The organism is Terriglobus albidus, from assembly GCF_025685425.1.
Lineage (GTDB): Bacteria > Acidobacteriota > Terriglobia > Terriglobales > Acidobacteriaceae > Terriglobus > Terriglobus albidus.
On the sequence record NZ_JAGTAS010000053.1, the window covers coordinates 30,728 to 47,774 of the forward strand.

Consider the following 17,047-nt stretch of genomic DNA (forward strand, 5'->3'; position numbering starts at 1 on the left):
GATACCCAGCAACAGGGAGAAGGCTCTAGTAGCTTTCGGGCAAGTTTACTGAGCAAAGACCAACAGGCCGAAGAGGAAGGCCCAGAAGACTCCCATCGAGTGCCAGTACCACGCCGTGCAATCCACCACGATCTGCCGAGCCTGGATTTTCTTGATGGCGTAGAGCCCAATCACGGCGGCTGCCAGTGCAAAAATACCGAACACCAGGTGAGCGCCGTGGATGCCGGTAATCAAGTAGAAGAACTTGCTGGAAGGGTTTGAGCTGAAACTGTGGTGCGCCAGGCTCAACTGCTTCCACGCTACTAATTGCCCGCTCACGAATGTCAGGCCAAAGACCAGGGTGGCGATCAACCAGGGCATTGCCCGTGTGGAGCTTGGCTTGCCCAGGCCCAGCCACTCCTCCATGACATCGATCTCGCGGAACATGTGCCGGCGGGCGATTTCCATGGTGATGGAACTCATCAAGAGAGCGGCAGTGTTGTACCAGAGGATGTGGGGAATCGCGATCGGGACCCAGTCCACGATGTAGTCGTTATGTGCATCGAAGTGCCCACTGGTCTGCCGGACGAAGAAGGCGCAGACGATGACGGCGAAGAACATCAGGTCGCCGGCCAGGGCAAAGAAGATACCCATGCGATACCGGGTGAGTGTCTCCCGGGGACCGCGGCTACCGGCCGGCCGGTTGTCCCAGTTATCGCCGTCACCACCGCCGCCAGTCGGCTTACGGTCAACAGGGGGCCGACGTCCTGAACCGCTGTCGCCGTCGTCAGGACGACGTTTGCGTTCGGTTTCGTTCGGTGTAAGGATCGCCGCCACAGGGAGCCCCTTCGTTAACATCAAGAGTACTCCCGTTTCGGATTTTTAGCGCAGGTGTTTCTTAGCCGGCATGGGCTTCCGTTGCAGAATGGGCCAGCTTCTCCCGGCGTACCATCTCGACGAAAAATTCATGCACACGGCGATCCGTGGAGAGCTCCGGATGGAAAGTGGCCGCCAGGATACGGCCTTCACGTACCAGGACCGGATCGCCGTTCCTCCGGGCCAGCACTTCGACGTCATTACCGACGGCGGCGATACGAGGGGCACGGATGTAAACCATCTCCATCGGGCCGCCTGGCAGGGTTGTCTCGGTCTCCTGGATCGTGGAGTCTATCTGCCGGCCGTAGGCGTTGCGCTCTACCGTGGCATCCAGCACAGCCAACGACTTCTGCACCGGGTTGCGTACATCCTTGGCAAGCAGGATGGTTCCGGCACATGTGCCGAACGAAGGCTTTTGCCGGACGAAAGTGTCCAGGGCCGCGAAGAAGTTGTTCCGCTCCAGATGTTTCAGAAACGTCGTGGACTCACCGCCAGGCAGGATCAGGCCGTCCAGGGAAGCCAGATCTTCCGGCAGACGGACAAGCGGAGCATTTACACCAAGAGAACGAAGTACCTGGGCGTGTGCTTCAAACGCACCCTGCACGGCGAGCACACCGATAGTCAGATGTTCAGAGGTCATTAGAGCAATTCTCCTAATACTGTAGCTCTGGATAAATCTTCGAATGCCGTTTTCTTCGAAGGAAAACGGCGCAAATAGCCAACACTCGCCCCAGACCTTTAGGAGAATTGCTCGAGTCCCTATGAAAAAACAGCGAAGCGGAGATGTCCACTTCGCTGTCCGGTTTAGAACGGTTATTTCGTTTGTTTACCAGCCGCGCGTCTGCATGAGCTGTGCTTCTTCGATCGCTGCGGCGGCGAGTCCCTTCATCGTACCGGTGACCAGTTCGCTGGCTTCGGCTACAATCTTCGGCTCGTTGAAGTGTGTCGCCGCGATCACAATCGCCTTGGCGCGGGAGACAGCTTCCGCACGCTCCTTCGGATCGTTCTCAATATCCAGCGGAGTCGCACGCTCCTTCATGAAGATGCCAGAGCCGACAAAGACGGTCTCCGCACCGAGCTGCATCATCAGGGCAGCGTCTGCCGGCGTAGCGATACCGCCTGCCGAGAAGTTGGGAACCGGCAGCTTGCCTTCCTGCGCCACCATACGCACCAGCTCGTAGGGAGCGCCGTGCAGCTTGGCTTCGTTGTACAGCTCCTCTTCACGCAGGGCGGTCAGGATGCGAATCTCGCGGTTCATGGTGCGCATATGCTGTACCGCGTGAACTACATCACCGGTGCCAGGCTCGCCTTTGGTACGGATCATTGCGGCGCCCTCAGCGATGCGGCGCAATGCTTCACCCAGGTTGCGTGCCCCGCAGACAAACGGTGTTTTGAAGGCGTGCTTATCGATGTGGTAGGTCTCATCGGCGGGCGTCAGCACTTCGGACTCGTCAATGAAATCGACGCCGAGCTGCTCCAGGACCTGAGCCTCGACAAAGTGTCCGATACGAGCCTTTGCCATGACGGGAATGGATACCGCCTGCATGATCTCTTTGATCAGCTTCGGGTTTGCCATACGAGCAACGCCGCCTTCGGCGCGAATCATCGCCGGCACGCGCTCCAGAGCCATGACGGAGACGGCGCCGGCTTCTTCGGCGATGCGCGCCTGCTCCACGTTCATGACGTCCATAATGACGCCACCTTTCAGCATTTCGGCCAGGCCGGTCTTCAGGCGCAAGCCCGTGCCACTTGGGTTGCCGCTAGTGCTGCCATTCAGGTGTGACATCGTATAGAGCTCCTTGTCGTTGGTCCGGTGACGACTGCTGCGATCGAGAGAGACACTCCCAGGATTGCCCGCAGCGGGACATGCATGTCATGGTTGCCCGGGAAATTCATATTTTAGCAGGTTTTATGTGCTAAGACGCGGCGAATCTGACTTGCCTGCAGCGCGATTGCCTGCACGTTTCAACCGGCGCAAAGCGCGCAGATTTGTTCGCCGAAACGCTGCGCTTTGCTCGGGCCAATGCCGTCTACCTGCAGCAGATCTTCGATCGTACGCGGGCGGTTCAATACGATCGCGCGCAGTGTGCGATCGGCGAGGATCATGAATGGCGGCTGTTTCAGCCGGCGAGCTTCTTCGGTTCTCCAACTGCGAATCTGCTGCTCAAGTGCGAGCTGTGCCGGGCTGAACGCCACCATCTCCTCGGCGTCCGCGGATTTACGTTTGCGGGTGACAGTTCGAGGAGAGGCCTGAGCCTCTTCGCCAGTCATCAGCACTCCGAGAGGCTCTCCGTCCGGCAGCAGTTCCGCATCGCGAGTGATCGAGACCCGTTTATAGGGAATGGTGCGTCCCTCGGAGTTTTCGAAGGTTGCACTTTCAAGCGTCACCCATCCGGAGCGCGCGAGGCCTCCCAGAAGATCCTCCATCTCATTGCGAGAAGGAGACCCACCCGGAAACACCTCACTGTGAAGCTTGCCCGTGGATTTGCCTCCTGAACGCTTCAGTGCTCGAAGAATCGTCCACATGGCCTCTTCTTCGCCGATGGTTGCATTCCGATAACGGACAGCGATCGCGCTCTCCGGAGAGCAAAAGTCGCATTTGCCGCACATCCGGCGGGCATCTACCGTGTCGCCGAAGTGAGCAATCAGAGCCGACATACGGCACTGGTGAGAGTCTGCATAACCGATCATCCGATCGATCTGCGCCTTCCGCTGCGCCAGCTGCTGCTCGTAGAGTCGGCGCCAGCCTTCGATGCGTCCGCGAACGGCAAAGCCCTCAAAATCCACCAGACAGGCGCCATGAGCGACCAGCTTTTCTACAGCGGAGGAGAAGACTTCGGCGTCCATGCGCAGCTCTTCGCGTAACAGATCGAGCGGTAGCGGCTGATCGTTCAACTTGCGGAAGATCCGATCCAACTCGGTCGTCGCCGGGTACGACTTCTCCAGGAGAAAGTCCTGCGTGCGCTTGTCGGCATAGCTGTGCAACAGGATGCACCGGCTGGGCTTCCAATCGCGGCCTGCGCGCCCGATCTCCTGGTAGTACGCTTCTACGGAACCGGGAAGGGCGACGTGGATAACGGTGCGCACATTGGCTTTGTCGACCCCCATGCCGAAGGCGACGGTGGCTACGACGATCTCCAACTCACCGGCCAGAAACTTCCGCTGTGTCTGTTCGCGAACTTCAGGAGGAAGGCCGGCGTGGTAAGGGGCCGCAGGGAAGTCGGCGGCAAGCTCCTGTGCAAGCGATTCAGCATCTCTTCTGGAGGAGGCATAGACGACAGCCGGGCGGCGTGCTGTATCAGCGAGAAGTCGCCTGGTTGTGGCGAATCGCTCGTTCTTTGGAGTTTCCACCACCTCGATGGCGAGGTTATCCCTGCGGAAGCCGTGGATGAAGCGTGCGGGCCGCTGAAGGCTCAACTGAGCGATGATATCTTCCTGCACCTGCAGCGTCGCCGTCGCGGTCAATGCGACGACCACCGCGGGCCGCAGTGCCTGCACGTACTGCCCGAGAAGCCTGTAGTCGGGGCGGAAGTCATGTCCCCACTGGGAGATGCAGTGGGCCTCATCGATAGCGACAAGGCATGGAGGCCGCTTTGCCAGCATCTCCATGAAACCGGGTACTCTCAGCCGCTCGGGAGCGACGAACAAAAACTTCAGCTCTCCGTCGAGATAGTGTCGGCAGGCTTGCCGTTGAGCTTCGCGCGGCAGACCGGAGTGAATGCGCGCTACTGCCACCCCCGCGGCCTCCAGTTTTGAAGACTGATCGTCCATCAGGGCGATCAGGGGACTGATAACCAGAGCCGTTCCCTCCAGCGCGAGAGCGGGAAGCTGATAGCACAGCGACTTTCCGGAGCCGGTCGGCATTACCAGCAACAGATCGCGACCCTCGACGGCGGCCCGGCAGACCTCTTCCTGGCCTTCCCGGAAGTCATCGAAACCGAAGGTCTGCCGTAGAAGGGAACGGAGGTCTCTGGAGGAGCTTTGAGCCATAGAGCGAACACTCATCTTCGCATAAATCAGGCAGTGGAAGATTTGGGGGTAAATCCCCGCGCTGGTGTGTGTACGCCTTATAAATGAGTAATTTACGGAAGAATTGCAGCTTCTTTCCGGGGGCGATTGAGTACCTCTGCAAACTTGAATCCGGGCGCAAATCAGGGTAATCTAATACTTTGCGGACACAGTCCAGTTGTTGCTGGAACTCACAGGGCGTGAGTCCGCAAAGAGCACCAGCAAGTACGAAACAATTTAACAAGGACACGAAAAACTGCATGGCAAAGCGTCGTGGCAATCCTAACTGGGGTAAGCCGGAGCCCATCGGGCCGGTCGTACCTACGGTGACATCGTTCGAGCAAGTGGTGAAAGAGTTCAAGCTGACCCCGGACCAGTATGTCCGTTCGACGCGCCTGCGTGAGTGGGCTCGCCGTAACAAGAATTCGAAATACATCCCTGAGGCTCTGTTGGAAGCGTGGGGATTTGAAATCGAGTCAACACTGTAACGACTCAGTTTGAAGGTCCCAAAAGACGCCGCCCATGCGCGGCGTCTTTTGTTTGTCATTTATGCCACGGCTCTGCTTCAGTTTGCGACCTCCTCGGCTATGCTGAATCTGTAAGTTATGACCGAAAGCCCATTCACAGACGTTGCCACCGCCATCGACGAGATCAAAGCCGGCCGCATGGTCGTGGTCGTCGATGATGAGGACCGAGAGAACGAAGGCGATCTGACTCTGGCGGCAGAATATGTAACACCAGAGGCAATCAACTTCATGGCGATGTATGGCCGTGGTCTCATCTGTCTCACGTTGACCGAGGAGCGTGCGGACTACCTGCGTCTGTTGCCGATGACACGGCAAAATACTTCGCGGTTCGGTACGGCATTCACAGAGAGTATCGAGGCCCGTGAAGGGGTCACGACGGGGATTTCGGCGCACGATCGTGCGCACACCATCAAAGTTGCGATCGATCCGGCTTCGACAGCGCAGGACCTTGCACGTCCCGGTCATGTCTTTCCGCTGCGCGCCCGGAAAGGCGGAGTTCTGGTCCGTGCAGGGCAGACTGAGGCGTCAGTGGACCTCGCGCGCATGGCCGGTCTCATTCCCGCCGGCGTGATCTGCGAGATCATGAACGACGACGGCACTATGGCCCGGGTTCCAGACCTGGTCGAGTTCTGCAAGCTGCACAACCTGAAGATGGTGACCGTCGCAGAGCTGATCCGTTATCGTCTGCGGCATGAGCGCTCGGTACGTCGAGTTGCCGAGACGGTGCTTTCGACGAAGCACGGCGAGTTTCAGATGATCGCCTACGAGAGCGAGACGGACCCTACGGAGTCGCACGTCGCCCTGGTGCTCGGAGACGTAGCCAGCCCGGATAAACCGGTACTCGTGCGCGTGCATTCACACAACCTGGTGGAAGATGTCTTCGGTGCGATGATCCCAGACTGTTCCCATTCTGTGGAATATGCGCTGCAACGTATTTCCGAGGCGGGAGCAGGCGCGTTGGTCTATCTGCACAATGGATCGCGCGGTTTTGGCATCGACAGCACCGTCTCTCCCGCTCGGATCGTCACCCAACGGGAACCGAATGCCATGCCCGGTGGAGATCCGTACGCTGAGCGTCATCAGCGCACGCTGCGTCAGACAGGTTTGGGCGGACAGATCCTCTCCGATCTGGGAATTCACAAGATTCGACTGCTGACGAATCGGCCGACCCACGCGCCGGCGCTGCAGGGTTTCGGCGTAGAGATCGTGGAGCAGATACCGCTGCGGCCTTCTGTCGCGCAGCGCTGAATTAACCGGGCGTCCGTCAGATCTCGCCTATCTTCGAAGCAGATCCCCAAGTCCTTCGGCTTCCATCTGACCCTCAAATGCGGTGTGGTTGTTCAGATCATATTGAATGGCTTTCATGCCCACTGCACGTGCTGCCTGAATGTTCTCCGCCTTGTCATCGATAAAGAGAATCCCATCCGGGGAACATCCAAGACCTTCGGCTGCTTTGCGATAGATAGCATGCTCCGGCTTGGCCAGGTTGTGTTCGTAGGAGTAGATGGCATGTGCGAACGCGCCCATCCAGGCGAACTTTGCGCGTAGCCCATGAGTCATGGCATCGCCGATGTTCGACAATAAACCGGTCTTCACCCCAGCCTGCTGAAGATGCTGCAGCCATTGCACCATTGGCTGGTTCAGCCGAGACCACATGCGGACATCGGCATCGATCAGATCCTGTAGCGCTGCGTCGCTAAGGGTGATCTTGTAGTCTTCGGCGATCCGATGCCAGTACGAGACGGCGTTCAAATCTCCACGGTCATAGGCGTGGCGGTACTGCCAATAACTTTCCTGGAAGTCGATCTCCTCGAGTCCGAGAACCCGCTTCATGCGTTCCCACTGTTCAAGGTCGGGAGTAAGCGAAAGGACCTGTCCAAAATCAAAAAGAACCGCGCAAAGGTGATTGGAAGCCATCTGTTTCAGAGTATCAAGCTCTTATCGGCGGTAGGATGAATGGCATGTTTTCGCGAAGGACTGCCTGGGACATCTCTGAATCACCCTATGCCACTGCGGTACGACAGGCGCGAAGTAGCGGGCGCATCGCAGCGGACCTTACGCTTTCGAACCCAACGGAGTGCGGCTTCGACTATGATGCCTCCTCGATCCTGAATGCGCTCGTTCATGCCGAAGCGATGGGCTATGATCCGGATCCGCGCGGCATTCTTTCCGCTCGTGCCGCCGTCTCCGGCTATTATGCCGCGCACGATGCAGCCGTGAGTGCTGACAACCTGATTCTCACGACCAGCACCAGCGAAGCCTACAGCTATCTGTTTCGCCTGTTGTGCGACCCGGGGGACGAAGTCATGGTACCGCGGCCGAGTTATCCGCTCTTTGATTTCCTGGCGGGTTTAGACGACGTGCACCTGGCGCCTTATCCCCTTTTTTACGATCACGGCTGGCATATCGACCTGGCATCGCTTGAGGCGCATATCGGTGTGCGGACGAAGGCGGTAATGCTCGTGCATCCGAACAATCCGACAGGGCACTTTGCCCGTGATGCGGAGCGAGCAGCCTTGCAGCAGCTTTGTGCCCGCCATGGCCTGGCGTTGATCGTGGATGAGGTCTTTCTCGACTACACCATCGAAGGTTCAAGCGCCAGTTTCACTGCAGGAGAACATCCGGCCCTCACCTTTGTCTTGAGCGGCATGAGTAAGATTGCCGGACTTCCGCAAATGAAGGCCGCCTGGCTGGCAGTACAAGGTCCGGTCGAGCTTCAACGCGAAGCCATCGCGCGCCTGGAGGTAGTAGCCGATACCTTCCTGTCGCTCGGAACGCCCACGCAACTGGCTCTGCCTGTTTGGCTGAAAAGCGCAAAAATGATCCAGGCGCAGATTCGGCAGCGGGTTCGGAGGAACCTCAACCAGCTCGATCATTTGCTCGAGACTACGCCCGAGGTGTCACGCCTGCCAGTGGAGGCTGGATGGGTGGTGGTATTGCGTATTCCCGCCGTGGAAGACGATACGGCTTTCGCGATACGTCTGTTGCAGCAAGCAGGAGTGCTGACTCATCCCGGAAGTTTTTATGGACTGCCGGCGAAGGGTTGGCTCGTCGTGAGTTTGCTGCCTGCCGCGCCAGTCTTCGAGCAGGGGATCGGAGGGTTACTGGAGAACCTTTTTGGTTAACAGTAAGGTCGAGCCCCATCGAGTGATACATTCAGTTGTTTTTGTATCTACCTGATTCTTTGTTATTTGAGGAAATGGTTATCTTCCCGTTCAGCGCCGACGGTTGTGTTCTTTCCATGGCCAGGAATGACGAGCGTCTCGTCTGGAAGCGGCAGGAGAACGTCTTTGATCGAGCGGAGGATCGTCGGATAGTCGCCGCCGGGGAGATCTGTGCGTCCAATGGAGCCGGCAAAAAGTGTGTCTCCGGCAAGAAGAAGCTTCTCGCCAGGGATATGGAGAACCAGGCTTCCTTCGGTGTGACCGGGAGTATGGAGGATGGTGCCCTCGGTAGCTCCGAAGCGCACCTTCATTCCGTTACCGGCATCGGCGTCCGGAGGAGCTACCTCCGGCGTGGGTATGCCGAGCCATCCGGCTTGAATATCCATGATCTTGACCAGGGGAAGATCGAGCTGGTTGTAATAGACCGGAGCTCCGGTCAAGCGCTTCAGCGTCTGCGCGGCGGCGATGTGATCGATGTGGGCGTGGGTGATGATGATCTGCTTGCAGGTCAGGCCATGGCGGGCGAGGGTGGCGGTGATCCTGGGAATGTCATCACCGGGGTCGATCACAATCCCTTCGCCGTTGTCGCCCAGAACTGTGCAATTGCAGCCGAGAAGGCCCACTGGGAAGGTCTCGCGAATCATTGCACACCTCCGTCGTGGTATCCCTGAAGCCGTGCCAGTTCCTTGCGCGTGATCTTCAGAAACGAGCCGTGGCGCAAACCTGCTGGAAACTCCATCATGTCTTTCCCATCACGCCAGTGCTCCAGGTCGCGCGAGAAGGTCGAGCCATAGTGCTGGCCCGGCGACTGGTAATGGTCGTAGTAGACAACCCATCCGTGGTCGATCGCAAAGCCCGCAGGTCCTTCTGACCCGGGTTCTGTAAAAGCTTCCGTCACGTCGCTCCAGGGACCTTCCATGGAGGCTCCGCTGGCCATGCGGATGTGTTTTCCGTCCGGCTCCTTCCGTTCGTCCTTGAAGACGAGGCGGTAACTACCGTTCGCTTTGCTTCCATCGGAAGGAAGTAACGTAGCATCAATCACGTTGTAGCCAGGATCGAAGAAAAGCTTCGCCGGGGTGAATGTACGGAAGTCGCGGGTCGTGGTGGCATAGATACGGTGGTTCAGGCCGTTCTTGTCGTAGTGCGATTGCGGAAAGCGGCCGGGAACGGTGCTGGACCAGAAGATCAGCCAGTGGCGCTTTGCTTCATCCCAATAAAGCGCTGGAGCCCAGACATTGAGTGCGGTTGGCTCGTTGGCCATGACTTCAAGCTGGCGATGAGGAGTCCAGTGCAGCAGATCCTTGGATTCGGAGTACCCGGCTACGGCCGGTTGCCGCCAGCCCCACGTCCACATCATGCGGAAGCCGCCGTTCGGAGCGCGTTGCAGGAAAGGATCGCGCATCAGTTCACCTGACTGCGCCGGTGCAATCACAGGCCTGCCGTCATTGATCAGCTTCCAGTGCCAGCCATCTTCGCTGACAGCGAAGTAGACACCGTTCTGGCCGTTGTTCTTGAAACCGGCGAAGAGCCATGGACCTTCGGAGGATTGAGCCAGGCAGGAAGTTGCAAGCAGAAGCAGGGCAGCAGCTAGAGCATTTTTCCTGTTGTTAGGTATCCCGGAAGAGGAGTGCAGCGGCGTTTTCATTGCGGAAAATGCCCATAAATACGGAAGCCCTACTCTACATCTACAGAAAAAATGCGCTAGTCGAACGAACGCCATGCGCTGATTGTCTCATCCAAAGCAAACGGCGCAGACCTTAGGTCTGCGCCGTTGACAAGAGAGAGCGAAGCTACTTCTTGGCTGGAGCCGAAATCGGAGCTTTCTCACCGGAGAAGACCGAGCTGGAGCTCGAACGAGCCATCAGTACCGTGAGGCCGATCGAGGTCAGCATGAACAGGATGGCTGACCATGTCGTGAGACGGGTAAGCAGGTTAGCTGCGCCGCGCGGACCGAAGGCTGTCTGTGAACCCTGTCCGCCAAACGCACCGGCGAGGTCGGCGCTCTTGCCCTGCTGCAGCAGGACCACGCCGATCAGGAAAAAGCACACGATGATGTGAAGAACAACAAGCAGGTAAATCATTGCTGCTGGGAACCTCAGAACGGCGTATTTTGTGGTTTCGCAAAACCGAACGCCGAGATGTGTTGGATTGGTGCGGAGGAGGGGATTTGAACCCCTATGCCTTGCGGCGCAAGCACCTCAAGCTTGTGCGTCTGCCAATTTCGCCACCTCCGCTTGGGCACTTCTAAGGGTGACGGTCAATCCGAAAGTCAGTATAGCATCCGCGGAAGATTTGCGAAGGCACGCTAACCAGAAGGAACTAAAGTTCTTTCGCTGCTTCTTCATTGAGAAGAAAAAAGCCGGCAAAAGCAGGGGAGTCTTCCGTGTCATGAAGGCGCTGCTGATGCATGGTGCCCGGTGCTAGGGCATCTTTCCTGTAGGTGTAGAGTAGGGCTTCCGCGTCTAGGGGCGTTTTCCGCAATGAAAACGCCGCTACACTCCTCTTCCGGGATACCCAGCGACAGGGAAAATGCTCTATCCTCAGGCTGAATGCTCGAGTGGATACTCTTTCGCGGTTTCACCGTAGCCGTGTTGATTCTGGCGAACAGTTTCTTTGTGGCCGCCGAGTTCGCGCTGGTGAGTGTGCGAGAGACGCGACTTCGGCAATTGATTGCGCTTGCCCGGCCGGGTGCTGAGACGGCACTTGCATTGAAGCGCTCCATCGATGAATTTCTGCCGGCCGTACAACTCGGTGTGACGCTTGCATCGTTGGCGCTAGGTTGGCTCGGAGAGCCGGTCGTCGCCGAGTTCCTGTTGATGCTGCTTGGAAAAGCAACATGGCTGAACCGCATTCCAGGCTTCGAGACGCATGTCCTGATCTACGCCCATGGCGGAGCGATTGTGATCGCCTTCGCTTTGATCACCTATTTTGAGGTCCTGCTTGGTGAGCTTGTACCAAAGGCCCTGGCGCTGCAGCGGGCCGAACGCATTGCGCTCGCAGTGGCCGGCCCGATGGATGTCTTCATGCGCATTACCCGTCCCGCGGTGAATGTAATGAACACCTCGGCACGACTGGTCCTGACTCTTTTCAGGGCGCCATTGAGCGGTGAGGGCGCTGTTCATTCTCCTGAGGAGTTGAAGATGATTGCTACCGGCGCACGGCGCATGGGCTTATTGCCGGCGATGCAGGAGCAGGTCATCCATCGCGCGATCGAGCTAAATCATGTGCTGGTGCGCGACATCATGACACCCCGCGGTAAGATCTTCGCTCTTCCTGCGGATATGCCGCTTGAGGCGGCGAGCGCCCGCATTATCGAAGAGCAGCACTCGAGGATTCCGATCTTCGATCCGAAAGCCGGGAAAGAGCACATTATCGGCGTGGTGTATTCCAAGGATGTATCGCGCCTGATGCACTTCCGCAGCCGCATGCGGCCGTACGACGCCGGCGGAGAGATTCAGTTGAAGCTCGGTCAGATCATGAAAGACGTACTGGTCGTGCCGGAGACAAAGCCGGTAGCGGATCTAATCGAAGAGATGCAGCAGCGTAAGCGGCAGATCGCCATTGTGGTCGATGAGTTTGGCACGACCGTGGGCCTGGTGACCGTAGAAGATGCGCTCGAGCAGCTTGTAGGAGAGCTGGACGATGAGTTCGATGTCGCCAATCGGGCCGTGCTTGAGAGCGGGGCCGGGTGGATTCTCGATGGCAGTGTGAACCTGCGCGACCTTGAGACCCAGATGCGGTGGAGTCTGCCCCGCGAAGAAGGAGAGCAGACAGTTGCCGGCTTCCTGCTGACGCAACTTGGCCACATTCCGCACGTCGGAGAGTCGGTTGAGTTTGACGGCAGACGATTTACGATTCTCGAGATGACGCGGCAGAAGATCAATCGCGTCGGGGTAGAACAGGTCTCACAGCGCGATACAGCTGAGGCGAAGGCATCGTGAAGGCCGGCAATATCGTCAAGCGGCTGCTGATCACGCTGCCGGTGCTCTGGTTGATTGTGACAGCGGTATTTCTGCTGATTCGTCTGGTGCCTGGCGATCCGATTGTGCAGATGCTCGGTGAGGGGGCAACGGCCGCCGACATCTCGACATTGCGGCATGCATACGGCTTCGACCTTCCTCTGCAGACGCAGTACTGGCAGTTTCTGAAGGGTGTGCTGCATGGCGATCTCGGACGCAGCGTACGCCTGCGCGAGGGGGTGATGGCGCTGATTGGCCAACGCTATCCTTACACCCTGGAGCTCACTGCTGCTGCGATGTTCCTCGGCATTCTGTTTTCCGTGCCCGCGGGCATCTGGTCGGCGTATCGCAATGGGACAAGAGTGGACCGGACAATCGGAGTTGCCAGTCTGTTCGGGCTTTCTCTTCCGAATTTTGCTTTGGGGCCGGTCCTGATCCTTGTCTTCGCCATCTGGCTTGGATGGCTTCCTGTCTCAGGCGCGGGGACCGGTTGGCAGTTGATAACGCACCTGGTGTTGCCTGCGATCACGTTGGGAAGTGGTTTGGCAGCGACGTTGACGCGAATGGTCCGTACGTCAGTACTCGAAGAGCTTGGTAAAGACTATCTGCGTACGGATCGAGCGAAAGGTCTTCCTGAGCGTACGGTGGTCTGGCATGCCTTTCGCAATGCTCTGGTGCCTGTGCTGACAGTGGTCGGCTTGCAGTTCGGTTCGCTGCTCGCCGGGGCCATCGTTACGGAAACGATCTTCAGCTGGCCGGGGCTGGGAAGGTTGACGATCTCGGCGATCTCCAATCGAGATTATCCGTTAGTGCAGGGCTGCATTCTTGCGATTGGAGTGACGTATGTCGCGGTCAATCTCCTTACCGACCTCACCTATCGCCTGGTGAATCCACGCATGCGCTCCGCTTAGATGAGGTGTATGAGCCGGTGCATGATCCGCTCCCCATCGATCTCCAGCAGTGCGAGTGTGATCGGAAGGCTGAAACGGCGTGGTCCGCAGGAGCCAGGATTGAGGTAAAAAACACCTTGCCGTTCTTCAAAGGACGGCTTATGGGAGTGCCCGAAAATGATACAGTCCACGCCCGCGGCGGAAGGGTTGATGTCAAGCTGAGCGATGTCATGCACCAGATAGAAGAAATGTTCGGCCAGCTCAACCATTTCTGTAGCCGGTAACAGTGCGCATGGGCCGTGAGTGTCGGTGTTACCGCGAATCGCGGTGACAGGAGCGATGGAGCGCAGATCATCCAGAATCTGCTGGGAGCCGATATCGCCTGCGTGCAGAATATGGTCCACGCCTGACAGCGCGGGCAGAACCTCCGGACGCAGAAGCCCGTGGGTGTCGGAGAGGACGCCGACGAGAAAGGGCATATCAGGCCTCGACTGGGAGAGAACGACGGACTTTGCGCCGCGGGTCTGCGGTATCCCGCAGGATATCGCCAAGGAAATTGAAGGCGACCACGCAGATCATTACCGAAAGAGCAGGGAAGATGACCATGTGTGGTGAGTCGAAGAGGTGTGAACGTGCATCATTGAGCATATTGCCCCAGCTTGGTGCGGGCGGAGGCGTTCCCAGACCAAGAAAGCTCAATGTCGCTTCCGCGAGCACCGCAGTTGCCAGGGCGAGGGCCGCCTGAACCAGCACCGGCTGCAATACGTTGGGCAGGATGTGCCTCACAATGATGCGGAGATCGCTTGCCCCAAGAGCACGCGCTGCTTCGACATATTCCATCTGCGCGGCGGCAGCGACCTGAGCCCGCACCAGGCGGGCAAATCCGGTCCACATGGTCAACGAGAGTGCGGCCACAAGGTTGCGAAACCCGGGGCCTGAGAAGGCGACGAAGGCGATTGCCAACAGGATTCCAGGAATGGCCATGAAGGCATTGATCAGGTAGACGTTCAAAACCGTATCAAGCCATCCCCCATAAAAACCGGCAAGAGAACCGATCAGCAGCCCCAAAAATAGCGAAAGAATTACAACGCTCATGGCAACCGATAGCGAGATTCTTGCACCAAAAATACAACGAGACAAAATGTCGCGCCCTAGTTCATCTGTCCCAAACCAGTGGTGTATTGCCGGTGCTTGCAGTCTGTCATCCAGGTTGAGTTGTAGCGGATCGTAAGGAGCAAGAAGCGGTGCAAAGACCCCGGTCAGTATAAAGATGGTTAATAAAATGGCGCACGCCATGCCCAAGGGTGACCGCATGTGATAGATGGTAATCGATTTAGGGTTACCTGCCGACAAGTATCTTGTGTCGGATAAAGAACGGTCGGGTCCCAATTCGAGTTACAATGAACTAGACAACCTCATCCGGCAAAGACCGGTTCATCCGGCGAGGACCGGTCCGTAAGAAAAACGAAACCAAAAATTTGCTTTGGTCGAGAACCGCGTGAGAGATCATAACGATTCGATGACGAAGACTATCCTTGGTGTGCCTTTTTTCACTGGAACTGCAGAAGAGGCCGTTCAGCGGATGCTGAATGGTGGATTATTGGTCGTCCCTGCTGCACCAGCCCTGAAAGACATCGGCACACATACTGCATATCGTGACGCCCTGCTGGCGGCCGATCTCGTGATTACAGACAGCGCCTTTATGGTTCTGGTCTGGAATATGCTTGAGCGCGATAACCTGCGCCGGGTTTCCGGCCTGAAGTATCTGCGTCTATTGTTGCGCCAGCCTGAGGTCCGCCAGCCCGGCCAGACCTTCTGGATTATGGCCGGCAACAAGAGCGCGAACATGAACCGGAACTGGCTGCGCAGCGAAGGCATTGAAGTGCCGGACGAGTATGTTTACAACGCTCCGATGTACGGCCCTGTGATCGATGACAGGGAACTGCTGGAGCGTCTGGAAGAATTGCGTCCAGCACACATTGTGGTAACGATCGGCGGCGGCAATCAGGAGCGGCTCGGCCACTATCTGCGCCATCGTCTTAGCTACGTGCCGGGTATCCACTGCATCGGCGCCGCGATCGCCTTTCTGAGTGGAGACCAGGTTCATATTCCAGAGTGGGCGGATCACCTTTTCCTGGGGTGGTTGTTCCGTGTACTCGATAAGCCAAAGCTCTACTTCCCGCGCTATATGGGCGCCACCGCACTCTTCGGTTTGCTTGCGAGATACCGCAGCGCCTTACCGCCGGTGGAAGCACCCATTGAACAGAACGTCCTCAATTAGAGCGTTTCTGCAGCACGGCCGCATAGCTACTTTTCGGTTCCTTCAGGGTTGAACTCGGTAGCTATGCGGTTTCGTTTTTTACTGGCGTTTGTGGTTTTGACTCTCTTTGCTTCTCACCTGCAAGCTCAGAGTTCTCTTGCGGAGCGATATCTTTTTCAGGCTCTGAATTCTGAAAGAGCACAAGCAGGTCTGCCGCAACTGCGCTGGGATCGCCAGCTCTATGTTGCGGCTCGCTATCATGCGGAGCAAATGGTTCGGGCAGGAGCCATCAGTCATCAGTTCCAGGGAGAGGCGGACCTCACGGAACGCGTCGCTTCAGCTGGGGCACATGTCTCTGTCGTCGCGGAGAATGTGGCCATGGCTTCCACGGCCGTGATGATCCACGATGGCTGGATGCATTCGCCCCATCACCGGGAAAACATTCTGGATCCGAGAGTCACCTCTGTAGCCATTGCTGTCATGCCGCGGGGCAATGCGCTTTATGCAGTAGAAGACTTCAGCCGCGATGTCCCCACGCTCTCGCTCTCGCAGCAGGAAAACGCTGTCATCGAAAGTCTGCGGGCGCTGCGTCTGAATGCCGCAGCGAGTGCTGCGGCCCGGGCGAACTGTGCGGTCGACTCCGGCGTTGTGCAGGGAAGCCGTCCACTGTTTGTGATGCGCTGGACCGCCACGGACCTGAGCGCCGTACCGGAACAACTTAAGGCTCGCCTGCGGCAGCGCAGATACAACAGCGCTGAGGTAGGAGCATGTTCCGTCCATGGCGCCGGCGGTTTTACGACATACCGGGTCGCGGTGCTGATGTACTAGTTGATTCCGTTGGAGCATTTCCCTGCAGATGTAGAGTAGGGCTTCCTCATCTATGGGCGTTTTCCGCAATGAAAACGCCCCTGCACGTTACTTCCGGAATACCCACCAACAGGGAAATGCTCTAGAGTTGCCAATCCACAGCAATTTTCGTATTCTTACTAAGGCGCTTGACCGGTTGGAAACAACAGGGTCGCGCCGATACTCCGCAGTAGCTCAATGGCAGAGCATTCGGCTGTTAACCGAAGGGTTGTAGGTTCGAGTCCTACCTGCGGAGCCATAAATTCCTCCACAATTTAGTGCCTTTCGTCGGATGACGAAATTCGCCTCTTTTCGGTGGATTGTGCCCATTTTTGTCCCCAGTGCGATTCAAAAGCGTGATTATCACAGCCTGACAAAGGCTTCGGTGATCAGGTGTTCTTAGCCGTATCGTAGTTGGCGGCGATGCGCCAGGAATCTATTCATTCTCCCGTAGTCAAGACAGACCTTTTGATCGTTCAAGGCACGACGGATTGGGCGATCAGATTGTGTCTGATGCACGACTGTCTGGATTTGAAGG

General features: G+C 57.5%; 17 protein-coding genes and 2 tRNA genes. 8 read left to right on the forward strand and 11 right to left on the reverse strand.

The annotated features are described in order from the left end of the window. Positions 1-45: 45 nt before the first annotated feature. The 4 genes from OHL21_RS12305 to OHL21_RS12320 form a co-directional block, all read right to left on the reverse strand. Positions 46-837, reverse strand: a complete 792-nt coding sequence (locus OHL21_RS12305) for a cytochrome c oxidase subunit 3 (RefSeq protein WP_263417574.1) — start codon at positions 835-837, stop codon at positions 46-48. Positions 838-877: 40 nt separating this feature from the next. Continuing rightward, positions 878-1,495 (reverse strand): pyridoxal 5'-phosphate synthase glutaminase subunit PdxT, encoded by a 618-nt coding sequence (pdxT, locus tag OHL21_RS12310; RefSeq protein WP_263417575.1) that lies wholly within the window; start codon positions 1,493-1,495, stop codon positions 878-880. Positions 1,496-1,681: 186 nt separating this feature from the next. Continuing rightward, positions 1,682-2,641 carry a pyridoxal 5'-phosphate synthase lyase subunit PdxS gene (gene pdxS / locus OHL21_RS12315; RefSeq protein ID WP_263417576.1) on the reverse strand — a complete coding sequence of 320 codons (960 nt, stop codon included), beginning with the start codon at positions 2,639-2,641 and terminating at the stop codon, positions 1,682-1,684. A gap of 179 nt (positions 2,642-2,820) precedes the next feature. Next, positions 2,821-4,845 (reverse strand): RecQ family ATP-dependent DNA helicase, encoded by a 2,025-nt coding sequence (locus OHL21_RS12320; RefSeq protein WP_263417577.1) that lies wholly within the window; start codon positions 4,843-4,845, stop codon positions 2,821-2,823. A gap of 278 nt (positions 4,846-5,123) precedes the next feature. Here OHL21_RS12320 and OHL21_RS12325 point away from each other — a divergent pair, with 278 nt between their 5' ends. Both OHL21_RS12325 and ribB read left to right on the forward strand, forming a co-directional pair. Beyond that, positions 5,124-5,351, forward strand: a complete 228-nt coding sequence (locus tag OHL21_RS12325) for a hypothetical protein (RefSeq protein ID WP_020710367.1) — start codon at positions 5,124-5,126, stop codon at positions 5,349-5,351. A gap of 117 nt (positions 5,352-5,468) precedes the next feature. Continuing rightward, positions 5,469-6,638 (forward strand): 3,4-dihydroxy-2-butanone-4-phosphate synthase, encoded by a 1,170-nt coding sequence (gene ribB, locus OHL21_RS12330; protein ID WP_263417578.1) that lies wholly within the window; start codon positions 5,469-5,471, stop codon positions 6,636-6,638. A 27-nt stretch (positions 6,639-6,665) separates the two neighbouring features. Here ribB and OHL21_RS12335 read toward each other — a convergent pair whose 3' ends face one another. Next, the gene (locus OHL21_RS12335; RefSeq protein ID WP_263417579.1) at positions 6,666-7,307 is read right to left on the reverse strand and encodes an HAD family hydrolase; all 642 of its coding nucleotides are present in this window, start codon (positions 7,305-7,307) and stop codon (positions 6,666-6,668) included. Between the two features lie 44 nt (positions 7,308-7,351). On the opposite strand from OHL21_RS12335, the gene OHL21_RS12340 reads away from it, so the two are divergent. Next, positions 7,352-8,515, forward strand: coding sequence for a pyridoxal phosphate-dependent aminotransferase (locus OHL21_RS12340; protein ID WP_263417580.1), 1,164 nt, complete (start codon positions 7,352-7,354; stop codon positions 8,513-8,515). Between the two features lie 62 nt (positions 8,516-8,577). Here OHL21_RS12340 and OHL21_RS12345 read toward each other — a convergent pair whose 3' ends face one another. From OHL21_RS12345 to OHL21_RS12360, 4 genes are all read right to left on the reverse strand, one after another. Continuing rightward, entirely contained in the window at positions 8,578-9,198 is a 621-nt protein-coding gene (locus OHL21_RS12345; RefSeq protein ID WP_263417581.1) for an MBL fold metallo-hydrolase, read from the reverse strand. Continuing rightward, positions 9,195-10,199 (reverse strand): glycoside hydrolase family 43 protein, encoded by a 1,005-nt coding sequence (locus tag OHL21_RS12350; RefSeq protein WP_263417582.1) that lies wholly within the window; start codon positions 10,197-10,199, stop codon positions 9,195-9,197. The genes OHL21_RS12345 and OHL21_RS12350 overlap by 4 nt, the downstream gene beginning before the upstream one ends. Before the next feature lie 145 nt (positions 10,200-10,344). After that, a complete protein-coding gene (gene secG / locus OHL21_RS12355) occupies positions 10,345-10,635 on the reverse strand; it encodes a preprotein translocase subunit SecG (protein ID WP_263417583.1) in 291 nt (96 codons plus the stop codon). 68 nt (positions 10,636-10,703) lie between these two features. Then, positions 10,704-10,788 (reverse strand) — tRNA-Leu (locus OHL21_RS12360). 315 nt (positions 10,789-11,103) lie between these two features. On the opposite strand from OHL21_RS12360, the gene OHL21_RS12365 reads away from it, so the two are divergent. Continuing rightward, entirely contained in the window at positions 11,104-12,495 is a 1,392-nt protein-coding gene (locus OHL21_RS12365) for a hemolysin family protein (protein WP_263417584.1), read from the forward strand. Continuing rightward, positions 12,489-13,424 (forward strand): ABC transporter permease, encoded by a 936-nt coding sequence (locus tag OHL21_RS12370; protein WP_399258330.1) that lies wholly within the window; start codon positions 12,489-12,491, stop codon positions 13,422-13,424. The genes OHL21_RS12365 and OHL21_RS12370 overlap by 7 nt, the downstream gene beginning before the upstream one ends. Here OHL21_RS12370 and OHL21_RS12375 read toward each other — a convergent pair. Then, positions 13,421-13,882 carry a metallophosphoesterase family protein gene (locus OHL21_RS12375; protein ID WP_263417586.1) on the reverse strand — a complete coding sequence of 154 codons (462 nt, stop codon included), beginning with the start codon at positions 13,880-13,882 and terminating at the stop codon, positions 13,421-13,423. The genes OHL21_RS12370 and OHL21_RS12375 overlap by 4 nt on opposite strands. A gap of 1 nt (position 13,883) precedes the next feature. After that, entirely contained in the window at positions 13,884-14,717 is an 834-nt protein-coding gene (locus OHL21_RS12380) for an ABC transporter permease (RefSeq protein ID WP_263417701.1), read from the reverse strand. A gap of 205 nt (positions 14,718-14,922) precedes the next feature. Between OHL21_RS12380 and OHL21_RS12385 the strand changes: the two genes are divergently transcribed. From OHL21_RS12385 to OHL21_RS12395, 3 genes are all read left to right on the forward strand, one after another. Continuing rightward, entirely contained in the window at positions 14,923-15,684 is a 762-nt protein-coding gene (locus tag OHL21_RS12385; protein ID WP_263417587.1) for a WecB/TagA/CpsF family glycosyltransferase, read from the forward strand. A 63-nt stretch (positions 15,685-15,747) separates the two neighbouring features. Beyond that, the gene (locus OHL21_RS12390; RefSeq protein ID WP_263417588.1) at positions 15,748-16,491 is read left to right on the forward strand and encodes a CAP domain-containing protein; all 744 of its coding nucleotides are present in this window, start codon (positions 15,748-15,750) and stop codon (positions 16,489-16,491) included. A gap of 202 nt (positions 16,492-16,693) precedes the next feature. Continuing rightward, a tRNA-Asn gene (locus OHL21_RS12395) sits at positions 16,694-16,768 on the forward strand. Positions 16,769-17,047 lie beyond the last annotated feature (279 nt).

Coding starts and splice junctions, on each gene's coding strand:
- OHL21_RS12305 (WP_263417574.1), bottom strand. CDS start 837: ATGTTAACGAAGGGGCTCCCTGTGGCGGCGATCCTTACACCGAACGAA.
- pdxT (WP_263417575.1), bottom strand. CDS start 1,495: ATGACCTCTGAACATCTGACTATCGGTGTGCTCGCCGTGCAGGGTGCG.
- pdxS (WP_263417576.1), bottom strand. CDS start 2,641: ATGTCACACCTGAATGGCAGCACTAGCGGCAACCCAAGTGGCACGGGC.
- OHL21_RS12320 (WP_263417577.1), bottom strand. CDS start 4,845: ATGGCTCAAAGCTCCTCCAGAGACCTCCGTTCCCTTCTACGGCAGACC.
- OHL21_RS12325 (WP_020710367.1), top strand. CDS start 5,124: ATGGCAAAGCGTCGTGGCAATCCTAACTGGGGTAAGCCGGAGCCCATC.
- ribB (WP_263417578.1), top strand. CDS start 5,469: ATGACCGAAAGCCCATTCACAGACGTTGCCACCGCCATCGACGAGATC.
- OHL21_RS12335 (WP_263417579.1), bottom strand. CDS start 7,307: ATGGCTTCCAATCACCTTTGCGCGGTTCTTTTTGATTTTGGACAGGTC.
- OHL21_RS12340 (WP_263417580.1), top strand. CDS start 7,352: ATGTTTTCGCGAAGGACTGCCTGGGACATCTCTGAATCACCCTATGCC.
- OHL21_RS12345 (WP_263417581.1), bottom strand. CDS start 9,198: ATGATTCGCGAGACCTTCCCAGTGGGCCTTCTCGGCTGCAATTGCACA.
- OHL21_RS12350 (WP_263417582.1), bottom strand. CDS start 10,199: ATGAAAACGCCGCTGCACTCCTCTTCCGGGATACCTAACAACAGGAAA.
- secG (WP_263417583.1), bottom strand. CDS start 10,635: ATGATTTACCTGCTTGTTGTTCTTCACATCATCGTGTGCTTTTTCCTG.
- OHL21_RS12365 (WP_263417584.1), top strand. CDS start 11,104: ATGCTCGAGTGGATACTCTTTCGCGGTTTCACCGTAGCCGTGTTGATT.
- OHL21_RS12375 (WP_263417586.1), bottom strand. CDS start 13,882: ATGCCCTTTCTCGTCGGCGTCCTCTCCGACACCCACGGGCTTCTGCGT.
- OHL21_RS12380 (WP_263417701.1), bottom strand. CDS start 14,717: ATGCGGTCACCCTTGGGCATGGCGTGCGCCATTTTATTAACCATCTTT.
- OHL21_RS12385 (WP_263417587.1), top strand. CDS start 14,923: ATGACGAAGACTATCCTTGGTGTGCCTTTTTTCACTGGAACTGCAGAA.
- OHL21_RS12390 (WP_263417588.1), top strand. CDS start 15,748: ATGCGGTTTCGTTTTTTACTGGCGTTTGTGGTTTTGACTCTCTTTGCT.